Below are 21,034 nucleotides of genomic sequence, written 5' to 3' on the forward strand. Positions count from 1 at the left end.
GAAACATTACAGCAATCTCATTTATCCCGTCTTTATTTACCCAGACAGAAGCTGGCAAATATTTCATCCAGTAAGTCTTCTACACCCACTGCACCGATAAGGCCACTAAGACATAAAATGCCTTGATGTAGCTCTGCTGATGCCAACTCAGACACCTCTGGCCCCTGTGCGATAACCTCTACTGCGGTATTCAGATACCCCATTGATTCTTGCATCGCAATCCTGTGGCGCTCGCGAGTGGCTGTCTGAGCGCCCAGAGAGCGCTCTGATAGCACCTGTGAGATACGCATCAATAATTGATCCAAGCCCTCAGCCGACTTGCCAGAGAGCCTAAACCCATCGCCCCTTGGGTGTAAATCAGACTTGCCCACCGCGATAATATCGTCGGGTTGCACCACCACCTCTGCATCGATCTGTGATCCATCAGGGGTTAAAAACACCCGCAAATCAGCCGCGCTGGCTCGTTGGCGCGCGCGCTCTACCCCGATGCGTTCCACCTGATCCTCGGTTTCGCGCAAGCCGGCAGTATCCAGCAGGGTGACCGCTAGTCCATCAATATCCATACGAACCTCGATCACATCGCGGGTGGTTCCTGCGATGTCAGAAATGATCGCCGCGTCACGCCCCGCCAATGCATTCAACAAGGTTGATTTACCAATATTTGGCGGGCCGATTATTGCCACTTCGAACCCTTCGCGGATACGCTCTGCGGCAAAGCTGCCTTTGATTTCAGCGCGCAGATCTGCTTGGGTTTTCTCGATCAATTCTGCGACCTCTGGGCCAACATCCATTGGGATATCTTCATCCGCAAAATCGATGGTGGCCTCGATCAAACTAACGGCACGGATCAGATCAACCCGCCACTGGACCACCTTTTCAGATAATCCACCCTGCATTACCCGCGCGGCAAGGCGGCGCTGTGCCTCTGTTTCTGCATCGATTAGATCTGCAAGTCCCTCGACCTGCGCTAAATCCAGCTCGCCATTTTGTAGGGCACGGCGGGTAAATTCGCCCGGTTCTGCCAGGCGCGCACCATCCTGTGCCGCCAACAGGCGCAACAGGCTGGCCACCACCGCTTGGCTACCGTGGCATTGGATTTCAACAACCTCTTCACCAGTGAAGCTAGCGCCCTTAGCAAAGGTCAGGATCAAAGCCTCGTCAATAAACAGCCCATCTGAATCATAAATTTTACGCAGGCTACGCCCAGAAATCGGCAGGCCCACGCCCGCAAAATTCTGGCATATATCCCGTGCACCCGCACCAGAGACCCGCAGGATAGATACACCTGCCCTACCCTTGGCGCTAGCCAATGCAAAGATGATATCAGACATAGGTCTGCCCTCAGCTTAGGTGTTCATTGAATCAAAGAATTCAGAGTTCGTTTTCGTGGCCTTTAGTTTACCCAGTAAGAATTCGATCGCATCTGTGGTGCCCATTGGATTTAGGATACGGCGCAATACGAATGTTTTGGCCAGATCCACCGGATCCACCAGCAGCTCTTCTTTACGGGTACCAGATTTCAAAATATCAATCGCAGGGAAGACACGTTTGTCAGCCACCTTACGATCCAGCACAATCTCAGAGTTACCCGTACCTTTGAATTCTTCAAAGATCACCTCGTCCATACGTGATCCTGTTTCGATCAACGCAGTGGCGATAATGGTCAAAGAGCCGCCCTCTTCGATGTTACGCGCCGCACCAAAGAAGCGTTTGGGGCGCTGTAGCGCATTGGCATCCACACCACCGGTCAGAACCTTGCCTGATGATGGCACTACGGTGTTAAAGGCACGGCCCAAGCGGGTGATGGAATCCAGCAGGATCACAACATCGCGCTTATGTTCGACCAGACGCTTGGCCTTTTCGATCACCATTTCTGAAACGGCCACGTGGCGTGTGGCTGGTTCGTCAAATGTAGATGAAACCACCTCGCCCTTAACAGAGCGCTGCATGTCGGTTACTTCCTCTGGGCGCTCATCTATCAACAAAACGATTAGATAGCACTCTGGGTGGTTCTTTTCGATGCTGTTGGCGATGTTTTGCAAGATCACAGTCTTACCAGTACGCGGGGGGGCCACGATCAAGGAACGCTGGCCCTTACCAATGGGGGCAACCAAATCGATAACGCGGGCTGATTTATCCTTTAGGGTTGGATCTTCGACTTCCATTTTCAGACGCTCTTCGGGGTACAGCGGCGTCAGGTTGTCAAAGTGAACCTTGTGTTTTGCTTCTTCTGGGTCACTGAAATTAATCGATGTGACCTTGGACATGCCAAAATAGCGCTCGCCATCTTTGGGCTGGCTGATCCAGCCCTCTACTGTGTCACCGGTGCGCAGGGAATGTTTGCGCAACATTTGTGGTGATACATAGACATCCTCGGGGCCAGGCAGGTAATTGGATTGCGAAGAGCGCAAAAACCCAAAACCATCTTGCATCACCTCTAGAACACCATCGCCAGAAACCTCGGCACCATCCTCGGCCATTTCTTTGAGGATGGCGAACATCATATCACCACGACGCATGGTGGATGCGTTTTCGATTTCCAGCTCTTCTGCCATTTTCAACAGATCAGAGGCCTTCATTGCCTTTAGATCGGACAGATTGATTTTTTCGTTTTCCATAGGAATTCCCATACAGGTCTGCACCCCAAGGGGTGGCAATTTTTAAAATGTGGTGCTGCGATCCATAAGCGGTGTGGGTCACCGGATCGTTTGCCAAGCTTCTAGCGTTTTTATCGCTGGCGAGTCAAATTTTTAAAACGGGCGTGCGATCACCATAATGACGATGATCACCATTAATACAGTCGGCACCTCGTTTAACATACGATATTGCTTGCCTGAATAGGGCCGTTCGCCCGCGGCCAATAATTTGCGTTGTTTACTTAGAAATCCGTGAAACCCTGACATCAGAAAAACCATCAGGAATTTCACCCAAATCCAGCCAGCGCTGAAATCGATAATTCCAGGGGTAAAAACCATCAACAGTCCAGCAATCCATGTAACCGCCATTGCCGGATTAATAATCCGCTTAATTAGTAGAAACTCCCAGCGCACCAATGTTTCATCCAGATTGATATGATCGGGATTGGTTTCCACATGGTACACAAACAATCGTGGCAAATAGAGCATCCCAGCCATCCACGAGATAACGGCAATAACATGAATGGATTTTATCCATGGGTAGAGGGTGGAAAGAATGTCCATTTTTCGCGCTCCGAGTGATCCCCCCTAATAATAATAATATATAAGAGAAAGAATAGTTGTTTTAGTAGGTCTTGTGGGTAACTGGGATAAAATCTTAATCACAGAGTTACTCACAGAAAATCAGATATATTCAGAGCGGGATAATTTTTATCCCCATCTGTGGATAAGTATCATAAATGTCTGATTCAAATATATTTTTCCAAAGTTAATGGTGAGCATAACTTTGAATAACTCTTGTATGAATTTTTATCCACGAAATTCGATTTTTTGGATTTGGATTCACCAACAGGGCATAAAAAGTGAATACGACCTGTGAAAAAAGGACAATTTTGGGGGTAAAGTAAGATTCTGTTCATAAAGATTAACTTCGCGGATTTTATCCACAGGAAATGCACAATCCCGTGGGACAATTTTCCTGACATGTTATATGCAAGGGCGAAGGATATATTATGACACAGAAAATCACACTGGCCTCTCAATCAATGGCCCGCATAGCAATGCTAAAATCGGCAGGCATTGATTTCACCGCTATGCCGGCCAAAATCGACGAGCCAGCAATCATGGGCGCATTGCTAGCAGAGAATGCGACACCCAATGATGTGGTCGATACATTGGCCGAATTCAAAGCCCGCCGCGTGGCCTCTAAACAGGCCGGTTTTGTGATTGGATGTGATCAAATTCTGGTTTGCGAAAAGAAAATTTATTCCAAAGCACAGACCCTAGATGAGGCGCGTGAAAAACTGCGGGCATTGCGTGGTAAATCGCACCAGTTGATGTCAGCGGCAGTAATTTTTGAAGATGGAGAGCCAGTCTGGCGTACCATTGGCCGCGCACAGCTGTTTATGCGCGATTTTTCCGATGCGTATTTAGAGGATTACCTAAATGGATGCGGGTCGGAAATTCTATCCTCGGTCGGCTGTTATCTGCTGGAAAAAGAGGGGGTAAACTTGTTTAACCGCGTTCAGGGCGATTATTTCACCGTGCTTGGTTTCCCCTTGCTAGAGGTTTTGGCCTATTTACGCACCAGAGGGGTAATACCATCATGATCAAAGCCGCCGTATTGGGATACCCCATTGCTCAGTCTAAATCGCCGATCATACACGGCCATTGGTTGAAAAAGCACGGGATCGATGGATCTTACGTTAAACAAGAGGTAGCGCCGAAAAATTTCAGCGCCCATATCCAAGAAATGATTGCTCAGGGCTATGCTGGGGCTAATGTCACCGTGCCACACAAACACGCCGCCCTAGAAATAGCCGATACGGTTTCCTCGCGCGCCACCGCTATCGGCGCGGCGAACACGCTGGTGTTTAGGGATGGTAAAATCCATGCGGATAACACCGATGGCGAAGGCTTTATTAATAATCTGACACAGGGCGCCCCAAATTGGAACGCGGGCATGGGCCCCGCTTTGGTATTGGGCGCGGGGGGCGCTGCGCGGGCTGTTTTACATGCATTGCTAGATGCGGGTGTTCCCGAAATCATTCTGGTAAACCGCACGCGGGCACGGGCCGAGGATCTGGCGTCTGTTTTTGGCCGCAGGGTTATGGTGGCAGATTGGGGCGATGCAGAACAGGCCTCGGCGGCTGTGTCGACCTTGGTGAATACAACCGCCCTTGGAATGGTGGGCTGTGATCCATTGCATTTTTCTTGTGCGGAATTATCCAGCAATACATTGGTGAATGATATCGTCTATAATCCCCTGAAAACTGACCTACTGCGCAATGCAGAAAAACAGGGCTGTGCCACGGTCGATGGCTTGGGGATGTTATTGCACCAAGCTGTTCCCGGGTTTGAGGCATGGTTTGGTGCCCGCCCACAGGTAGATCCAGAATTACGACAAAAGGTATTGGCAGAACTATGAGCAAGGTTTTCTTACTAGGGCTAACGGGCTCTATTGGTATGGGCAAAAGCACCACGGCAGAAATGTTTCGCGATGCTGAAATCGCAGTTTGGGATGCCGACGCAGCGGTGCACGAGCTGTACACAACCGACACCGAAACCATCGAGAAAATCCATGATATTGCCCCGATTGCGGTCACGGCAGACGGGGTGGATCGCCAAGCATTGTCGCGATGCCTACAGGCCGACAAAGAGCTATTTCCAAAACTAGAGACCATTGTACACGAGGCCATCCGCACCCACCGCGCCGCTTTTATCGAGGCCTGTCAAACCACGGGCCAAAAAATGGCCGTATTGGATATACCGCTGTTGTTTGAGACAGGGGCGCAGGATTGGCTAGATGCGGTTTTGGTCGTCAGTGTCGATGCTGATGTGCAAAAGGCGCGTGTGATGGAGCGCCCGGGCATGACCGAGGATGTTTTTGCGATGATCCTATCGCGTCAAACCCCCGACGGTGAAAAACGTGCCCGTGCGGATTATGTGATTGAAACACATGATTTGGACGGCGCGCGCGCATCGGTGCAGAATGTGATAGAATCTATTCTAAAATCCAAAGATGGGGCACAGCCTGATGCGTGAGATTGTTTGGGATACCGAGACCACCGGCTTTAATGCTGAGGGGGGCGATCGGCTGGTTGAAATCGGCGCGGTCGAGCTGGAACAGCATATCCCAACAGGGCGCACCTATCATCAATACGTCAACCCAGAGCGCGATATGCCCCAAGGCGCCTTTGAGGTGCACGGCCTATCGATTGATTTTCTAAAAGACTACCCAGTTTTTGCCAAAATCGGGCAGGATTTTCTGGATTTTATCGGTGATGCCACGTTGATTGCTCATAATGCCAACTTTGACATGAAATTTATCAACGCAGAGCTGGGCCGCGCGGGTTTGCCGTTGGTGCCGATGAACAGATCGCTGGATACATTGGAAATTGCCCGCAAAAAATTCCCCGGTGCGCAGAATTCTTTGGATGCCCTGTGCCGACGGTTTGGGATCGACAACTCTGCACGTGAAAAACACGGGGCCTTGCTGGATAGTGAAATATTGGCCGAGGTCTATTTGGAACTGGTGGGTGGTCGCCAGCCTGATTTTGCGCTGAATGTTGTGGCGGGGCGCGATGCAATGGCTAATGTCGCCGCATCGCAATGGCAGGCGGCACCGCGCGCAACCCCCCTGCCTTCGAAAATCACCGCCGAGGAAAAATCGGCCCATGATGAATTTATCACAACCCTTGGCGATGATCCTATTTGGAAAAAATGGGATGCATAAAAAAGGCGACCCAAGGGCCGCCTGATTTTAGTTCTTGGTGGCGTTCGCCGCGGCGCGGCGCTCGATTTCGCTGCGATACAGCGCCAAGAAATCAATGGGATCAACGTTCAATGGGGGATAGCCGCCCTCGGTTGTAATGTTGCGTACGATCTGGCGTACAAACGGGAACAACAAGCGCGGACATTCGATCATTAGGAATGGGTGCATCTGCTCTTCTGGAACGTTTTGAATGTGGAACACACCCGCATAATCGATCTCTAGCAAAAATACTTTCTGCTCTTCTGCATCGGCAGTGATGGTCAGCTTTAGAATAACCTCAAAGTTATCCTCGTCACCCTTGCGGGCATCTAGGTTAACCTGAACATTGATGTTCGGCTGTACCTTTTGGCCCAGGTTTTTCTGGGCGGCGATGTTTTCAAATGAAAGATCGCGGATGTATTGATTTAGGCACTGCATTTGTGGGGGTTGAGGTGCGGTTGCGGCCTCTTCTTTTTTGTCGGTCATTTCCGGCTCCGTATGATATCGGCGATGGGTTTAGCAAGGAAAGTGCCCGCTAACAATCATTGTTTATTAATTGGATTATTTGTCCAGCCCGATGGCGCGCTTGGTGGGTCTTCGGGGTCAAGCACGCTGAAATCCGCATCCACCACATCGCCGTGGGGTTGGGTTGGGTTGGGCTGATTTACATTAATGTTCACCTTGCCCGCGATTTTCGCGGCCCCTATCCTGATCAGCGCGGCGCGTACCGGTGGAATCAATAGCGCCAGCCCAACCGCATCGGTAAAAAAACCAGGGGTTAGCAAAACTACACCGGCCACCAGTATTAATGCCCCATGTGCGATCGGGCCCATCGGGTTTTGCCCCTGCCCCACCGATTGCTGTAGCCGCCCTAGTGCCGCGATCCCTTGTGCGCGTAATAATTGCGTGCCAACAAATGCCGTAATGATCACGGTGGCAAGTGTGGGCCACAGGCCAATCGCGCCACCCACTTGGATGAATAGCCCGATTTCAATGATCGGAATTGCTACAAAGATAATAAACAGCCACATTTTCTCGCTCACGATTTGGTCATTCGGTGGACTATACCACCCGAGTAACCTAAATATGTTGCGAACAGGGTCAACACCAGTGTTGGTCATGAAATTGTGAAAAGGCAGAGAATGGGTGATCCTATGAACCAATTGATTGTTTTGGGCGTTATTGCGCTGGTCTTGATTTTGCGCCTGCGCAGCGTTCTTGGCACGCGCACAGGGTTTGAGCCTGACGAGCGTGCAAAACAAGAAATGGCCAAGGCCAATGCGCAAGGTCAAAACAAATTCGAGGTGATCGATGGCGGTGTTGATCGTGATATTTCTGACCACGTGGATATAGACAGCCCTGCGGGCAAGGCCCTAGCAGAGATCAAACGCGCAGAGCCTGCATTTTCAGTAACAGAATTTATCGGTGGCGCCAAACAGGCCTATGAAATGATTCTAATGGCCTTTGAGGGCGATGACCAAGAAACCCTATCTCAGTTCCTATCAAAGGATGTGTTTGATGGGTTTACCGGTGTGATTGATGCGCGACAGGCACAGGGTCTACGGGTGAATGCAGAATTTATCGGTGTGCGCGAGTTGAAATTGCTGGATGCTGAATTTGATTCAGAAACCAAAGAGGCAGAACTGACCCTGCAATTTGTAGGCGAATTAAGCAGCGAAGTGGTCGATGCCTCTGGTGCGGTGGTCGAGGGTGACAAAAACACAGTCAAGCGCCAGAAAGATATCTGGACTTTTGCGCGGATTGTCGGCGCCGAGGATCCAAACTGGCAATTGGTCGAAACCGGCACCTAGAGATCAGCGTGCAGTTTTCGTATAAATCGGCCCTTGTTGGCATCTTGTTGCTCTGTGCGCCGATGGCATCGGCGGCACCAAATCAAACTGTGGATTTTAGCGCCCTGCCCGGATGGGCACAGGATGATCACGCCGCTGCATTGGCGGTGTTTCAAAAATCCTGCCCCCGCCTTAGCAAGCTGGATGGGCTAAGCAAGGCCGAGCACGCCAAGCTGTGTGAAGATGCCAAATCCACCAAGAACCCGCAAAAATTCTTCGAACGTAATTTTCAGCCGATGATCACCACCACAGGCAAGGATGCGTTGTTCACCGGCTATTTTGAGCCCGCCATACCGGGATCGCGCAGCAAGACCAGCCGCTACGTCACGCCAATATATCGCAAACCCCCAGAGGTTAAGCGCGGCCAGCAATATAAAACCCGCCGCGAAATTCAAAACGGCGCCCTAGAGGGGCGCGGTCTGGAAATCGCGTGGATCGAGGATCCAGTAGATGCGTTTTTTCTACATGTTCAGGGTTCTGGCAGGATCAAGCTAGAAAACGGCGAAATCATCCGTGTAGGTTTTGCGGGGCGAAATGGCCACAAATATCGCTCGGTTGGCATGGAAATGGTGCGCCGCAATATCCTGCCAAAATCACAGGCCTCGGCAGGGCGGATCAAGGCTTGGGTAAAGAAAAACCCCAAAAAGGGTATGGATATTCTGGCGCACAACAGATCCTATATTTTCTTTCAAGAAATAGAAACATTATCAGAAAACCAAGGCCCCAATGGCGCTATTCAGGTCTCCCTAACTGCGGGGCGTTCAGTGGCTGTTGATCCTGCGTTTAACCCGCTGGGGTTGCCGGTGTTTATTGATAAACAGGGCGGTGATCCGTTTCGCCGTTTGATGGTGGCACAGGATGTGGGCACAGCAGTAAAGGGCCCGCAACGGGCGGATATTTTCTATGGCTCTGGGCGCTTGGCAGGAAAAATTGCGGGGCGCACCAAATCTGGGGGCAAGCTGTATCTGCTTATGCCGAAATCAGCCGTAGCGGCGCGATGAAAAAGCGCGGAAAAGGCCTGAGTACTGAGGATAAGGAAGTTTGGCGCCATGTGACCAGCAGTGTCAAGCGCAGCCTGCCAGAGCCAAAAAAACCCTCAGAGGAAATCGCCAAACCCGCGCCCCCGACCCCACCCAAACCTGCCGGTTTTCGGATAAAACCCTTTGCGGTGGGGCAAAAGGCCAGCACCAAGAAGATTACGCAACCCCCTGCCTTTACGCCACGCCCTGCGCGCACCTCGGCCAATATGGACAAGCGCAATTTCCAGCGCCTGATTAAAGGGCAGATCGACATAGACGGGGTGCTGGATTTACATGGGCTGACCGCCGATCAGGCCAAGGCCCGCCTGCAAACCTATCTGGTGCAATCCCATGCTATGGGGTTTCGGATGATATTGGTGATCACCGGCAAGGGCCGCACCAAGGGGGTCGATGAATTCAACCGTCCCAAGGCAGGTGTTCTACGCGAGAGTTTACGTGATTGGTTGATGGGGCCCTTGCTGAGCGCCAAGGTTCTACAGGTGTCCCAAGCACAGCCAAAGCATGGCGGTGCGGGGGCTTATTATGTATATCTGCGCCGCATTCGCGAATAATGCCGTAGCGCTAAAAAAGCTATGCCAGAGGTCAAAAACACCAAGATTGATAACAGCGGTAACTGCGTGCTAAAGGGCCGCCCCTGATCGATTAGATATCCAGTAAGTGACGGGCTGATTGCCGACCCAAACACAATGGCGGCGGTACTGGTGGCCTTGATCGCGCCCACATGGCGCGTGCCGTAATTCTCGGCCATAACAGTGGTTACCACAGTGGTATTAGCCCCCTGCATCATCCCGAGTAAAATCATTGCAAACAGTGCCGCGGTGATAGACCCCCCAATGCCCAGCACCAAAAACCCGACAGCCATGGGGATTTGATATATGGGCATAATGCGCGCAGCACCAATACGATCCACCAAGATCCCCGTTACCATCATTGTGCATAGGGTTGTTACGGAAAACACCGGAAACAGCGCGACAAATTCCAAATGCGCCCAACCCTTTTCTTGGGTCAGATTGACCTGTTGAAAAAACAGTGCGGTCATGGTGATGCTGGGGGTGATTAACGCAGGGATCAAGAGCCAAAACAGCGGATGCCGTAGGGCCTGTGCGCGGGTCCAATGATGATCGCCCATACCGGTTTGCTCGATCAATTCAGAATTGCCCTCGGGGATGCGTTTTGTAGAAAGGCACAGAAACAGAACGGGAATTAGAACCAGCGCATAGAGCGCGGGAATAATCCACAGATATTGCCACGAAAACAGCCCGAGCAAGAAGACGAAAGATAGGGGCAAGATCGCCTCTCCCGCCGTATAGCCCAACAGCGCCAGCGATACCGCCCGCCCCCGCGATGCCTGAAACCAGCGTGCCATAGCAACCATTGATATATGCATCATCATGCCCTGCCCAGCAAAGCGCAGACCAAAGATAATGAAGGTCAGTACCACCAAAGAGGTGTTAAATGCCATCAACAATGCAAACACCGCCAACAACATCAAAACCGCCGGCGCAATCCGTAGCATTGCAATGCGATCCGCCAATCCCCCCGCCCACAGCAGTAAAATACCAGAGGCAAAGGTACCGATGCCATAAATGCGGCCCCATTCGGTATTGGTAATGTCATAGCTGTGCATAATATCATCGGCAAAGATCGAGATGAAAAACGTCTGCCCAAAACAAGAGGCAAAGGCCATTAGTGCACCCGTGATTAACCAGCGGAAATTTTGAATAATAAACTGCATGCGCCAGCCTGACCACGGATTGCTGGCCATATCAATGAATTTCCGCTAGCAAAAGGTATGAGCAAAATTGATTTCAGCAGTTATTCCGATACGCCCCTCCGCCTGCGCGCATATGACGAGTTTATCGATGGTGTGTACCCCGCATTTGATAGCGATGATGCATTGGTCTTGTTGCGCAAACAGGTGGATTGCCTGATCCTGGATTGTGCCAATTTTTCAGATACTTGGTTTGGGCTAGAGATTAAATTACCTCGTGATTTTAGGGCGCTAAGCCTGCGGATGCGCGCCTATCCAATGGCTGAATTTTACCCACGCGTTTATCACAGCAATGGCACCGTTGATCTGCTGAATGTCGAGATCAGCGATGCGCCATTTGATCTAACCTTTAGCCGTGAACATTTGCGCGGCGCTGGATTGCCCGAGGGCGCAATTGATGTGAAACTAGCGCTTTTGGTTCCATCAAGTAATTGGTTTGTGCTGGGGCTTCATGATCTGGAGATCACCCATGCCTAGGGTTTCGTTTTTATTGCCCGTATATAACGGTGCTACGTTTCTAGCCGAAACGTTGACCAGCCTGGAAAACCAGACCATGGATGATTTTGATATCTTGGTGGTGGATGATGGTTCAACGGATCACTCTGCACAGGTGGTTGCGGATTTCCCTAGCACGCGCATTCGGATGATATCACAGGCAAACGCTGGGCTGGTGTCTGCGCTGAACTTTGGCCTGAAAAACCTAGATTGCGAATTTGTGGCGCGCATTGATGCGGATGATACATCGGTGCCAGATCGCCTAGCGCAACAGCTGGATTTCATGGGCTTTACCGGCGCGGTGGCGGTATCGGGCAAGGCGCATAACATAGATGTATCGGGAAATTTATTGGGGGTCTCTTCGCCTGAGTATGATTTTCACCGTGCTGATGCGGGTTTTATCCCTGCGCGCGAACCCTATCTGCCGCATCCGTTTCTAACCGCGCGCTTGGATGTGATTCAACAGCTGGGCGGGTTTAGAAATGCACATCTGGCCGAGGATTCCGATTTGTGCTGGCGCCTGCACGAACACTATCGCATTGCAATTCAGCCCCAGATTATGGGGCGATATCGCATTCATCAGGGATCAATTTCCGCCAATTCAGTGGCCAGCCTGCGCATACAGGCGGTATTCTCGCAATTGGCCAGCCTGAATGCCACGCGCCGCGATTCTGATCAGCCAGAGGTGCGTTATGATCTCTCCATAGATGATGCCCGCACTGCGGCCGCCAGTGTCATGGGCATCATTGATTTGCTATCTGGGCTTAGTAGCGCCGAGATCAGGCACCTGACTGCGGCCAGCGCGCTGAAGCTGGCCGACCTGTCTAATTGGCGCAAGGCCATGTTAGATAAATCGGATATAGAGCTTGCGCAAAAGGCCCTGCGCAAGGTTAAGCTATCTGCGGAAAACAGCGATAAAATCGCTCAAATCTTTAATGCTGTGCGCGTGCGCCAGCCCGATCTGTTTGCCCGAAAATGGTATCACAGAACATAGCGTGAAATATCGCTGCTCTTGGCCAATTCGCCCAGATGCTTTTCTACATATTCTGCATTGATTTCCACCGACTGCCCAGATTGATCAGGCGCGGCAAAGCTCAGCTCTTCAAAAACCCGCTCTATGATCGTGTGTAGACGGCGCGCGCCGATGTTCTCGATGCTCTCGTTAACCTCTGCGGCGATTTTGGCAATGGCGGCAATGCCATCCTCGGTAAAGGACACGCTCACCTCTTCTGTTTCCATCAGGGCCGCATATTGGCGGGTTAGGGCATTATCGGTTTCGGTTAGAATGCGGATGAAATCACCCTCGGTTAGGGCGCGCAATTCCACGCGGATTGGCAGGCGGCCCTGAAGCTCTGGTAACAAATCAGAGGGTTTGGCAATGTGAAAGGCCCCCGATGCGATGAACAGAATGTGGTCTGTTTTAACGGGGCCATGCTTGGTGCTGACGGTTGTGCCCTCGATCAAGGGTAGCAGATCGCGTTGCACGCCTTCGCGTGATACATCCGCGCCGCGCGCCTCGGATTTTGCGCAGACCTTGTCTATTTCATCCAAGAACACGATGCCGCTGTTTTCCACTGCGGCCACGGCCTCTTGGTTCAGGGTCTCGGTATCCAACAGCTTGTCGCTCTCTTCTTCCAACAGCACCTTATAGCTTTCGGATACGGTCATTTTGCGCCGTTTGGTGCGTCCGCCCATGGCCTTGCCGAATATTTCGCCAATGTTCATCATTCCCATGCCCATTCCGGGCTGACCAGGGATGTCCATCATGCCCATTGGGTTGGAATTGTCTGACAAATCTAACTCGATCTCTTTGCTATCCAGCAATCCTTCGCGCAATTTTTTGCGGAACATTTCGCGGGTTTGATCGCGGGCATCTGTGCCGCATAATGCCTCGATTACGCGCTCTTCCGCGTTGTGTAGGGCGGCCTCTTTCACGGCCTCGCGTTTGTGTTCACGGATCATGATAATCGCGGCATCCACCAGATCGCGAACGATCTGTTCTACGTCGCGCCCGACATAACCCACCTCGGTAAACTTGGTCGCCTCTACCTTGATAAAAGGTGCCTTGGCCAGCTTGGCAAGGCGGCGGCTGATCTCTGTCTTGCCGACACCAGTTGGCCCGATCATCAGGATGTTTTTCGGGTAAACCTCGTCGCGGATATCATCGGACAGCTGTTTGCGCCGCCAGCGGTTGCGCAGGGCCACGGCGACCGAACGTTTGGCATCGTTCTGGCCAATGATAAAGCGATCTAATTCGGATACGATTTCGCGGGGGGTTAGGTCAGTCATTTTGTAATCTTCTCTACGGTCATATTGCCATTGGTATAGACGCAAATTTCGGCGGCGATGGTCAGGGATTTACGCGCGATGGTTTCCGCATCCTGATCGCCATCGATCAAAGCGCGCGCGGCAGCCAGCGCATAGTTGCCCCCGGATCCAATTGCGGCGATGCCGTGCTCTGGCTCTAGCACATCACCGGCACCGGTAATCACAAACAAATCGCTGCCATCGGTGACAATCAGCATCGCCTCTAGGTTACGCAGGTATTTGTCCATGCGCCAATCCTTGGCCAGCGAAATTGATGCCTTGGCCAATTGACCCGGCGATGCTTCTAATTTGGCCTCTAGGCGTTCCAGCAGGGTAAAGGCATCTGCGGTTGATCCGGCAAACCCACAGATCACATCATGCCCGCCGGGGGAAATGCGGCGCACCTTGCGTGCCGATCCTTTGATCACGGTTTGGCCAAGGCTCACCTGACCGTCGCCAGCGATAACCACCTCGTTGTCTTTGCGCACACCCACAATCGTGGTGCCATGCCAGCCGGGAAATTTATTATTTTCCATCGTCAATTGCCTTTCGTTTGTACCAGATATACGTTTCCTTTCAGCAAAGACAATAACAAGCGGTAGAAACTGTGGATCATATGGGCGACATTGAACAACTAAATATCTATGTGCCTAATCCAGATAGCTCGGAATTTGCGCGGGCGGTGGCGGCCGTTTTCGCCGCATCGGGTACACAGGTCGATATCCGCTCAGACAGCAAACAAGCATGGAAAAAGTCGGCCCGAGAGGCTGCGCATTGCGTGTTTGAGAGCCGCCGCGCAAATCACCCTCGCGCCATTCAGGCGATCCCATTGCTGGGCGGGCATTGGGCCTTTGAGGCGGCGCCTGATCCCAGCGATTGGGATATTGCGCAGGCGGTGTTTAACCCGCACGATATCGGCGAATCCGCCGCCGAGCAATCCTTTGCCGTGGCCCAACAGGCCTATATCGAGCGCTTTGAGTTCCCTTATGCTTTTGATGATTTTGTGCTGATCCTGCTGGATGGGGATCTAGGCAAGGCGCTACCGCATCGCCCGATGTCCAGCTTTAATCTAATAAAGCAAGTGCTGAAAAACGAACCAGAGCGGCAGGTTTTGATCCGCATGATTGGTCAGGCACCGAATGCAAATCAACAGGCGCGCCTTGATGGATTTGACTTGGAGGATCGCATTTCCTTTACCACGGCTGGTTTAGATCGCCTGTTGCAGGCCTGTTGTTATGTAGTGTGTCAGGATACGCCCCTATCGTTGCGCGCGGCTCTACATGAAAAGCCAGTGTTGCATATGGGGGAATGCGGGTTGCATCATATTGCGCGCAACCCTGAAATAGATGGCCGCATTCAGAAAAGCTTTAATCGTATGCACCGCGATCGCCCCGACTATGCGCGCTATATACATTGGGTGTTGGAGCATGGGTTGGATATTAACGCACCTGATTTTGGCGCAACGCTACAACGGCGGCTCGGGGATTTGGGTTGGTGATTGATCGGCTGAATATCTATGTGCTGGGCCAGGATCTAGATATAGCCACGCGCAAACCTCAACATTTCTATGGGCAGGTCAGCCGCGCATTTCAGGGGGTTGGGTTTCGTGTATCGTTTTTGGAAAGTACTGCGCAGAATCTTAGGGCGTCCTATCGATCGGATAGCTATTGTATCTTTCACCGCCATCCGCCCCATCACCCCCATGCCCTAGAGGCCCGCCCCGCGGCATTTGGCCCCTATTGGGCCTTGGACAGCACCGCAGAAATCGCCCAGAAAACCGCCTATCGAGCAAAATTTAATCCAAACAGCATTCAGATAGGCGCTGCACGGGATCTATTTGACCGGATGTGCGAAAAACAGGGCGTTGTGGAGGGGCCGTGCGTTCCGAACGCGGGATTTGTGCTGGTGGCGCTGCAGGGGGTTTTGTCGCGCAGGCGCAGCTGGCAGAGCATGGCGCCAATACAAATGATAGAACAGGTGATCGCCCATGAGAAACGGCGCGATATTAAAATCAAGCTCCATCCCAACGAAACCTACAGCCCCGCAGAGATGGCCGCGATAGAGGCATTGTGCGATGGTGCCCGCGTTAGCGTGACACAGGCGGATCTAGACGGGCTATTGCGGGGCTGTGCCTATACGGTCAGTATGAATTCCAGCGTATCGTTTAAGGGGCTGTTGCATCGCAAACCCGGGATATTGTTTGGCGATGCAGAATTTCACCATGTATTTCACAGCACGCGCATAGCCGAAATCGGCGCCTGTTTTGAACAGGTACTGACCCACGAGGTGGAATTTGAGAAATATTTGTTTTGGTATTTGCGCCGCCAACATGTACGCAATTTTAAGGCCCATGCACAGAGCGATATCATCAATCGCTGTCGGGCCTTGGGGTGGAAAATAGGGGGCTGAAACCAGCCCCCTAAAATATTAATCTAGCTTGCGCTCGATCTCTTCGGTTTCGAAAATCTCGATCACGTCATCGGCGCGAATGTCTTCGTAATTCTCAAACGCCATACCACATTCTTGGCCCGCCTGCGCTTCTTTCACTTCGTCTTTGAAGCGTTTCAGAGTCTTCAGCTTGCCTTCGTGGATCACAACGTTGTCGCGCAACAAGCGTACACCAGCAGAGCGACGCGCCACACCTTCGGTGATCTCACAACCACCAATTTTACCAACACCGGTGATTTTGAACACTTCTTTGATTTTGGCATAGCCAATGAAGGTTTCTTTCACTTCGGCAGATAGCAGACCAGAGGCGGCCGCTTTCACATCATCTACCAGATCGTAGATGATTGAATAATAGCGGATCTCTACGCCCTTTTGGTTGGCCGCATTACGTGCCGGTGCATTTGCACGAACATTAAAGCCAATGATCGGTGCGCCAGAGGCCTCGGCCAAGGTCACATCGGATTCTGTAATAGCGCCAACACCAGAATGTAGAACACGTACGCGAACCTCGTCGTTACCGACCTTTTCCATCGCTTGAACGATCGCCTCGGTCGAGCCTTGCACATCTGCCTTAACCAAAATGGGTAATTCAGAAACATTCTCGTCTGCCTTGGCCTTGGCCAATAGCTGATCCAATGTCGTACCCGCACCAGCGGCGGCTTTTTTGTCCTTGGCGGCCTGTGCGCGGTAATCAGCGATTTCACGGGCCTCGGCCTCGGATGCAACCACGTTTAGAACATCACCCGCTTCTGGTGTACCGTTTAGGCCTAGAACCTCTACGGGGCGTGATGGGCCCGCCTCGGTAATGGTTTTGCCTTGGTCATCGACCAATGCGCGTACCTTACCCCACTGTTGTCCAACAACAAAGATGTCGCCTTTCTTCAACGTGCCTGCCTCGACCAAAACAGTTGCTACCGGGCCGCGGCCGGTGTCCAGCTTGGCCTCGATCACAGCACCAGATGCGGCACGGTTTGGGTTAGCCTTCAGCTCTAGAAGCTCTGATTGCAATGCGATACATTCCAGCAGGTTATCCAGACCTGTGCCCTTCAGTGCAGAAATTTCTACATCCTGAACCTCACCAGACATGGCCTCTACGATCACTTCGTGTTGCAACAAATCCGTGCGGACGCGGGTGGGGTCTGCGCCCTCTACGTCCATTTTGTTGATCGCGATGATCAAGGGTACATCGGCGGCTTTTGCGTGGGCGATCGCCTCGATTGTTTGGGGCATAACACCGTCGTTTGCGGCAACAACCAAAACAACGATATCCGTTACCTGTGCACCGCGAGAGCGCATGGATGTAAAGGCCGCGTGACCCGGCGTATCCAAGAAGGTCAGCAATGTGCCGCCCTCGGTGGTGATTTGGTAGGCGCCGATGTGCTGGGTAATACCGCCAGCCTCACCAGAAACCACATTGGTTTTACGAAGGGCATCCAGAACGGATGTTTTCCCGTGATCAACGTGGCCCATGATGGTGATCACAGGGGCGCGTGGCTCTAGATCGGCCTCGTCATCCTCGATCACGTTAATCGCATCTTCTACGTCTGCATCGGATACGCGCACCACCTTGTGGCCGAATTCCTCGACGATCAATTCAGCGGTATCCGCATCGATTGATTGGTTTTGCGTGGCCATGATGCCATTGGTCATCAACGCTTTCACAACCGCGGCGGTTTTTTCCGCCATTCGGTTGGCCAGCTCTTGTACCGTGATCATTTCTGGTACCTGAACGTCGCGTACAACCTTTTCGCGCTCGCCCCCTGCATCGCCCATCATTTCGCGGCGTTGGCGCTCTTGCTTACGCTTGATTGATGCAAGCGAGCGTTGACGGTTGCCACCGCCGGCCAAGGCTTGGTTGATGGTCAGCTTGCCAGAACGACGACGGTCGTTACCGCCACCTTTTTGTTGGCGCGGCTGTTTGTTGTCTTTCTTCTGATCATCGCGTTTGGGGGCGGCACGTCCACCGGCCTCGGCACGCTGTGCGGCAGCTTGGGCTGCGGCTGGATCATTTGCGGCGGCTGGCTTCTCTTCGGCTCTTGGTGCCTTCTTTGGGGCCTCTGCCGCTTTTTTCTTGGCTTCTTCTTTTGCACGAAGGGCTTGTTGGCGCTCTTCTTCTTCGCGCTCTTTGCGGTCGCGTTCTGCGCGACGTTCGGCACGTTCGGTTTCGCGGGCCTTTGTTTCCGCTTCTTCACGGGCTTTGCGCTCACCCTCGGCTGCGGCGGCCGCCGCCAATGCGCGCTTGCGGCGATCCAATTCTGCGTCAGAAATTCCTGCAGGGCGTCCGCCAACACCGCCAGCTGCGCCGCCTTTGCCTGGCACAATCACACGCTTGCGCTTTTTCTCTACAACCACAGCCTTGCTGCGCCCGTGAGAGAAGCTTTGTTTAACGTGGCTGGTGCCAGAACCGCCGCGCAGTCCCAATGGTTTTTTATCGTCGCTCATGCGTATATTACCTTTCAGTGCTGACAGTGTCAGCGATTTCAGACTTGCGAATTCCCGTCAGGCGCAAAGCCTCGGTGCGGACCTTTTTGGTCAATCCACCACCAGTAAGCGCCGCGTGTATCGCATAGTCTCGTCCGAAAGCCAAACCCAATTCTGCTTGGGTAAGGCAATTAAAATATGTGTTCTTGCCCTCAGGAGAGCGCAATTTGCCAAGTTGGCGTATGGAACCATCGCTGGCCTGCAATAAAAGGCGGGCACGTTCTGATATCAGTGATCCTTTAACCACCTCAAAGCCACTAAGGGCTTCGCCGCCCCTACGTGCTAATGATACCAGCTCTACAATTCGTTTTACCAGCAAACGGTCGATTAAATCAATCAGTCCCTCAGGTATGGTTGCCTGTGCGCGGGCGGCCCGCGAGAATAGGTTCTTAGAGATTGCCAATTCTAGGGACGCTTGGCTGGCGGATACCCAGATGCCGCGCCCTGGTAGGCGCCCGGCGATATCTGGTGTGACCACACCATTAGGATCCAAAACAAATCGGATCATTTCCTCTTTTGGATAGGATCCCCCCAGTGCAATACATTTGCGCTGGGGGTCTTTTGATTGTTTATTTCGTGCGCCTCTGGTCATCACGGGTTCCTACGATCCGGAGCATCACGCCCCAGCCTCCTCGGCTGTGTCCGCATCTGTTGCGGCTTCTGCTTCGGCGTCGGCCGCATCTTGGGCGATCTGTTCTTCTGTTACCCAGCCAATTTGCACACGGGCGCGCATGATCAGGTTCTGGGCCTCGGCCAGATCCACATCATAGCTTTCCAGAACGCCTTCGTCTTTGATGCGCTCGCCGTTTAGCGTGGTATAGCCACCAGCCAATTCCCAATCAGCACAGGTTGCGAAATCTTCCAGTGTTTTCACATCATCCTTGCCCAGGGCCACCAACATCTGTGGGGATAGACCTTCAAAATCGATCAAGGATTGATCTACGCCCAGTTCACGCGCCTCGGCAATCGCCTTGGCATTGATTTCCTCTAGGCTTTCGCGGGCACGGGCCTGCAATTCTTCTGCGGTATCTTGGTCAAACCCTTCGATCACCAGCAATTCGTCGATTTCCACATAGGCAACCTCTTCTAGGTTGGTAAAGCCCTCTGAAACCAGCAGCTGCGCCACCACTTCGTCGACATTCATGGTGTCCATGAACAATTTCGAGCGGATTTCGAATTCTTTCTGGCGGCGTTCGGATTCTTCGGCCTCGGTCATGATATCGATATCAAGTCCGGTTAGCTGAGATGCCAGTCGCACGTTTTGGCCGCGGCGGCCAATGGCCAACGACAGCTGTTCGTCCGGGACAACCACCTCGATACGCTCTGCGTCTTCATCCAGAACCACCTTGGTTACCTCGGCGGGCTGTAATGCATTTACAAGGAATGTTGGGGCATCCTCGTTCCATGGGATGATGTCAATTTTCTCGCCGCCCAGCTCGTTTACCACGGCCTGTACGCGTGAACCACGCATACCAACACAGGCACCAACCGGATCGATCGCGTTATCGAATGAGATCACACCGATTTTTGCGCGTGAACCTGGATCACGGGCAACTGCCTTGATCTGAATGATGCCATCATAAATTTCGGGCACCTCCATTTTAAACAGCTCGGCCATGAATTCAGGCGCGGTACGTGACAAGAAGATCTGCGGGCCGCGCTGCTCGGAGCGTACCTCTTTGATATAGGCGCGGATACGGTCGCCATTGCGGAACATTTCGCGGTTAACCAGTTGGTCACGGCGACACACAGCTTCGCCGCGGCCTACGTCTACGATCACGTTGCCGTATTCTACACGCTTAACCAAGCCATTGATGATCTCGCCTTCGCGATCCTTGAATTCATCATATTGGCGCGCGCGCTCTGCTTCGCGTACCTTTTGCAAAATAACCTGTTTGGCAGATTGTGCGCCGATGCGGCCAAAATCCATGGGCGGCAATTGATCGATGATCAAATCACCCGCGGCTGGGTTTTCTTTGTATGCTTTGGCTTCCTCGATGGTCAGCTCTGTATACATGTTTTCCGCTTCTTCTTCGGCAATAACAACGCGCACGCGGGTCATTTCCAATTCGCCGGATTTACGGTCGATATAGGCGCGGATATCCAGCTCTGCACCGTATTTAGATTTGGCGGCCTTGGCATAGGATTCTTCCATTGCCTGCAAAACCAGATCGGCGTCGATCATTTTTTCACGGGCAACGGACTCTGCGATTTGCAACAGCTCCAAGCGGTTTGCGCTGGTAATAGCCATG

22 protein-coding genes are annotated in these 21,034 nt (G+C 52.4%); 11 read left to right on the top strand and 11 right to left on the bottom strand.

What is annotated here, in order from left to right; all coding sequences use genetic code 11:
• Positions 1-32: 32 nt before the first annotated feature.
• The 3 genes from mnmE to hemJ form a co-directional block, all read right to left on the bottom strand.
• Positions 33-1,331, bottom strand: a complete 1,299-nt coding sequence (mnmE, locus tag QQL62_RS09145) for a tRNA uridine-5-carboxymethylaminomethyl(34) synthesis GTPase MnmE (protein WP_284378069.1) — start codon at positions 1,329-1,331, stop codon at positions 33-35.
• A 15-nt stretch (positions 1,332-1,346) separates the two neighbouring features.
• On the bottom strand, positions 1,347-2,618 hold the full coding sequence (gene rho / locus QQL62_RS09150) for a transcription termination factor Rho (RefSeq protein ID WP_284378072.1): 1,272 nt from the start codon (positions 2,616-2,618) through the stop codon (positions 1,347-1,349).
• Between the two features lie 132 nt (positions 2,619-2,750).
• Positions 2,751-3,200: a protoporphyrinogen oxidase HemJ gene (hemJ, locus tag QQL62_RS09155; protein WP_284378076.1), complete on the bottom strand. Its 450-nt coding sequence runs from the start codon at positions 3,198-3,200 to the stop codon at positions 2,751-2,753.
• 449 nt (positions 3,201-3,649) lie between these two features.
• Between hemJ and QQL62_RS09160 the strand changes: the two genes are divergently transcribed.
• From QQL62_RS09160 to dnaQ, 4 genes are read left to right on the top strand one after another with little or no spacing between them, the layout of a single operon-like run.
• Entirely contained in the window at positions 3,650-4,246 is a 597-nt protein-coding gene (locus QQL62_RS09160; protein WP_284378078.1) for a Maf family protein, read from the top strand.
• Complete coding sequence (locus QQL62_RS09165) at positions 4,243-5,064, top strand: shikimate dehydrogenase (RefSeq protein WP_284378081.1); 822 nt, start codon at positions 4,243-4,245, stop codon at positions 5,062-5,064. Before QQL62_RS09160 ends, QQL62_RS09165 begins: the two co-directional genes overlap by 4 nt.
• Positions 5,061-5,681, top strand: a complete 621-nt coding sequence (gene coaE / locus QQL62_RS09170; RefSeq protein ID WP_284378083.1) for a dephospho-CoA kinase — start codon at positions 5,061-5,063, stop codon at positions 5,679-5,681. The genes QQL62_RS09165 and coaE overlap by 4 nt, the downstream gene beginning before the upstream one ends.
• Complete coding sequence (gene dnaQ, locus QQL62_RS09175) at positions 5,674-6,372, top strand: DNA polymerase III subunit epsilon (protein WP_284378085.1); 699 nt, start codon at positions 5,674-5,676, stop codon at positions 6,370-6,372. The genes coaE and dnaQ overlap by 8 nt, the downstream gene beginning before the upstream one ends.
• Positions 6,373-6,399: 27 nt before the next feature.
• Here dnaQ and secB read toward each other — a convergent pair whose 3' ends face one another.
• Positions 6,400-6,876, bottom strand: a complete 477-nt coding sequence (secB, locus tag QQL62_RS09180; protein ID WP_284378088.1) for a protein-export chaperone SecB — start codon at positions 6,874-6,876, stop codon at positions 6,400-6,402.
• A 56-nt stretch (positions 6,877-6,932) separates the two neighbouring features.
• The gene (locus QQL62_RS09185; protein WP_431355756.1) at positions 6,933-7,433 is read right to left on the bottom strand and encodes an FxsA family protein; all 501 of its coding nucleotides are present in this window, start codon (positions 7,431-7,433) and stop codon (positions 6,933-6,935) included.
• Positions 7,434-7,544: 111 nt separating this feature from the next.
• Between QQL62_RS09185 and QQL62_RS09190 the strand changes: the two genes are divergently transcribed.
• From QQL62_RS09190 to QQL62_RS09200, 3 genes are read left to right on the top strand one after another with little or no spacing between them, the layout of a single operon-like run.
• Complete coding sequence (locus QQL62_RS09190; RefSeq protein WP_348520664.1) at positions 7,545-8,201, top strand: Tim44/TimA family putative adaptor protein; 657 nt, start codon at positions 7,545-7,547, stop codon at positions 8,199-8,201.
• Positions 8,202-8,209: 8 nt separating this feature from the next.
• Complete coding sequence (gene mltA / locus QQL62_RS09195; protein ID WP_284378094.1) at positions 8,210-9,241, top strand: murein transglycosylase A; 1,032 nt, start codon at positions 8,210-8,212, stop codon at positions 9,239-9,241.
• Entirely contained in the window at positions 9,238-9,831 is a 594-nt protein-coding gene (locus QQL62_RS09200; protein ID WP_284378096.1) for a Smr/MutS family protein, read from the top strand. The genes mltA and QQL62_RS09200 overlap by 4 nt, the downstream gene beginning before the upstream one ends.
• Here QQL62_RS09200 and QQL62_RS09205 read toward each other — a convergent pair.
• The gene (locus tag QQL62_RS09205) at positions 9,801-11,015 is read right to left on the bottom strand and encodes an MFS transporter (RefSeq protein WP_284378099.1); all 1,215 of its coding nucleotides are present in this window, start codon (positions 11,013-11,015) and stop codon (positions 9,801-9,803) included. The genes QQL62_RS09200 and QQL62_RS09205 overlap by 31 nt on opposite strands.
• Positions 11,016-11,072: 57 nt before the next feature.
• Between QQL62_RS09205 and QQL62_RS09210 the strand changes: the two genes are divergently transcribed.
• Both QQL62_RS09210 and QQL62_RS09215 read left to right on the top strand, forming a co-directional pair.
• Complete coding sequence (locus QQL62_RS09210) at positions 11,073-11,528, top strand: hypothetical protein (RefSeq protein ID WP_284378100.1); 456 nt, start codon at positions 11,073-11,075, stop codon at positions 11,526-11,528.
• Positions 11,521-12,540 carry a glycosyltransferase family 2 protein gene (locus QQL62_RS09215; RefSeq protein ID WP_284378102.1) on the top strand — a complete coding sequence of 340 codons (1,020 nt, stop codon included), beginning with the start codon at positions 11,521-11,523 and terminating at the stop codon, positions 12,538-12,540. The genes QQL62_RS09210 and QQL62_RS09215 overlap by 8 nt, the downstream gene beginning before the upstream one ends.
• Here QQL62_RS09215 and hslU read toward each other — a convergent pair.
• Together hslU and hslV are read right to left on the bottom strand one after the other, a co-directional pair.
• Positions 12,528-13,835, bottom strand: coding sequence for an ATP-dependent protease ATPase subunit HslU (gene hslU / locus QQL62_RS09220; RefSeq protein ID WP_284378106.1), 1,308 nt, complete (start codon positions 13,833-13,835; stop codon positions 12,528-12,530). The two genes, QQL62_RS09215 and hslU, sit on opposite strands and share 13 nt — an antisense overlap.
• The gene (gene hslV / locus QQL62_RS09225; protein ID WP_284378108.1) at positions 13,832-14,389 is read right to left on the bottom strand and encodes an ATP-dependent protease subunit HslV; all 558 of its coding nucleotides are present in this window, start codon (positions 14,387-14,389) and stop codon (positions 13,832-13,834) included. The genes hslU and hslV overlap by 4 nt, the downstream gene beginning before the upstream one ends.
• Positions 14,390-14,469: 80 nt before the next feature.
• Between hslV and QQL62_RS09230 the strand changes: the two genes are divergently transcribed.
• Both QQL62_RS09230 and QQL62_RS09235 read left to right on the top strand, forming a co-directional pair.
• A complete protein-coding gene (locus tag QQL62_RS09230) occupies positions 14,470-15,351 on the top strand; it encodes a hypothetical protein (RefSeq protein WP_284378109.1) in 882 nt (293 codons plus the stop codon).
• Positions 15,348-16,262 carry a hypothetical protein gene (locus QQL62_RS09235; protein ID WP_284378111.1) on the top strand — a complete coding sequence of 305 codons (915 nt, stop codon included), beginning with the start codon at positions 15,348-15,350 and terminating at the stop codon, positions 16,260-16,262. Before QQL62_RS09230 ends, QQL62_RS09235 begins: the two co-directional genes overlap by 4 nt.
• An 18-nt stretch (positions 16,263-16,280) precedes the next feature.
• Here QQL62_RS09235 and infB read toward each other — a convergent pair whose 3' ends face one another.
• From infB to nusA, 3 genes are read right to left on the bottom strand one after another with little or no spacing between them, the layout of a single operon-like run.
• Positions 16,281-18,749 carry a translation initiation factor IF-2 gene (infB, locus tag QQL62_RS09240; RefSeq protein ID WP_284378717.1) on the bottom strand — a complete coding sequence of 823 codons (2,469 nt, stop codon included), beginning with the start codon at positions 18,747-18,749 and terminating at the stop codon, positions 16,281-16,283.
• A gap of 1 nt (position 18,750) precedes the next feature.
• On the bottom strand, positions 18,751-19,374 hold the full coding sequence (locus tag QQL62_RS09245) for an RNA-binding protein (protein ID WP_284378113.1): 624 nt from the start codon (positions 19,372-19,374) through the stop codon (positions 18,751-18,753).
• A gap of 24 nt (positions 19,375-19,398) precedes the next feature.
• Positions 19,399-21,033, bottom strand: a complete 1,635-nt coding sequence (nusA, locus tag QQL62_RS09250) for a transcription termination factor NusA (protein ID WP_284378115.1) — start codon at positions 21,031-21,033, stop codon at positions 19,399-19,401.
• Position 21,034 lies beyond the last annotated feature (1 nt).

It is taken from the genome of Amylibacter marinus (assembly GCF_030160015.1).
GTDB classification, from domain to species: domain Bacteria; phylum Pseudomonadota; class Alphaproteobacteria; order Rhodobacterales; family Rhodobacteraceae; genus Amylibacter; species Amylibacter marinus.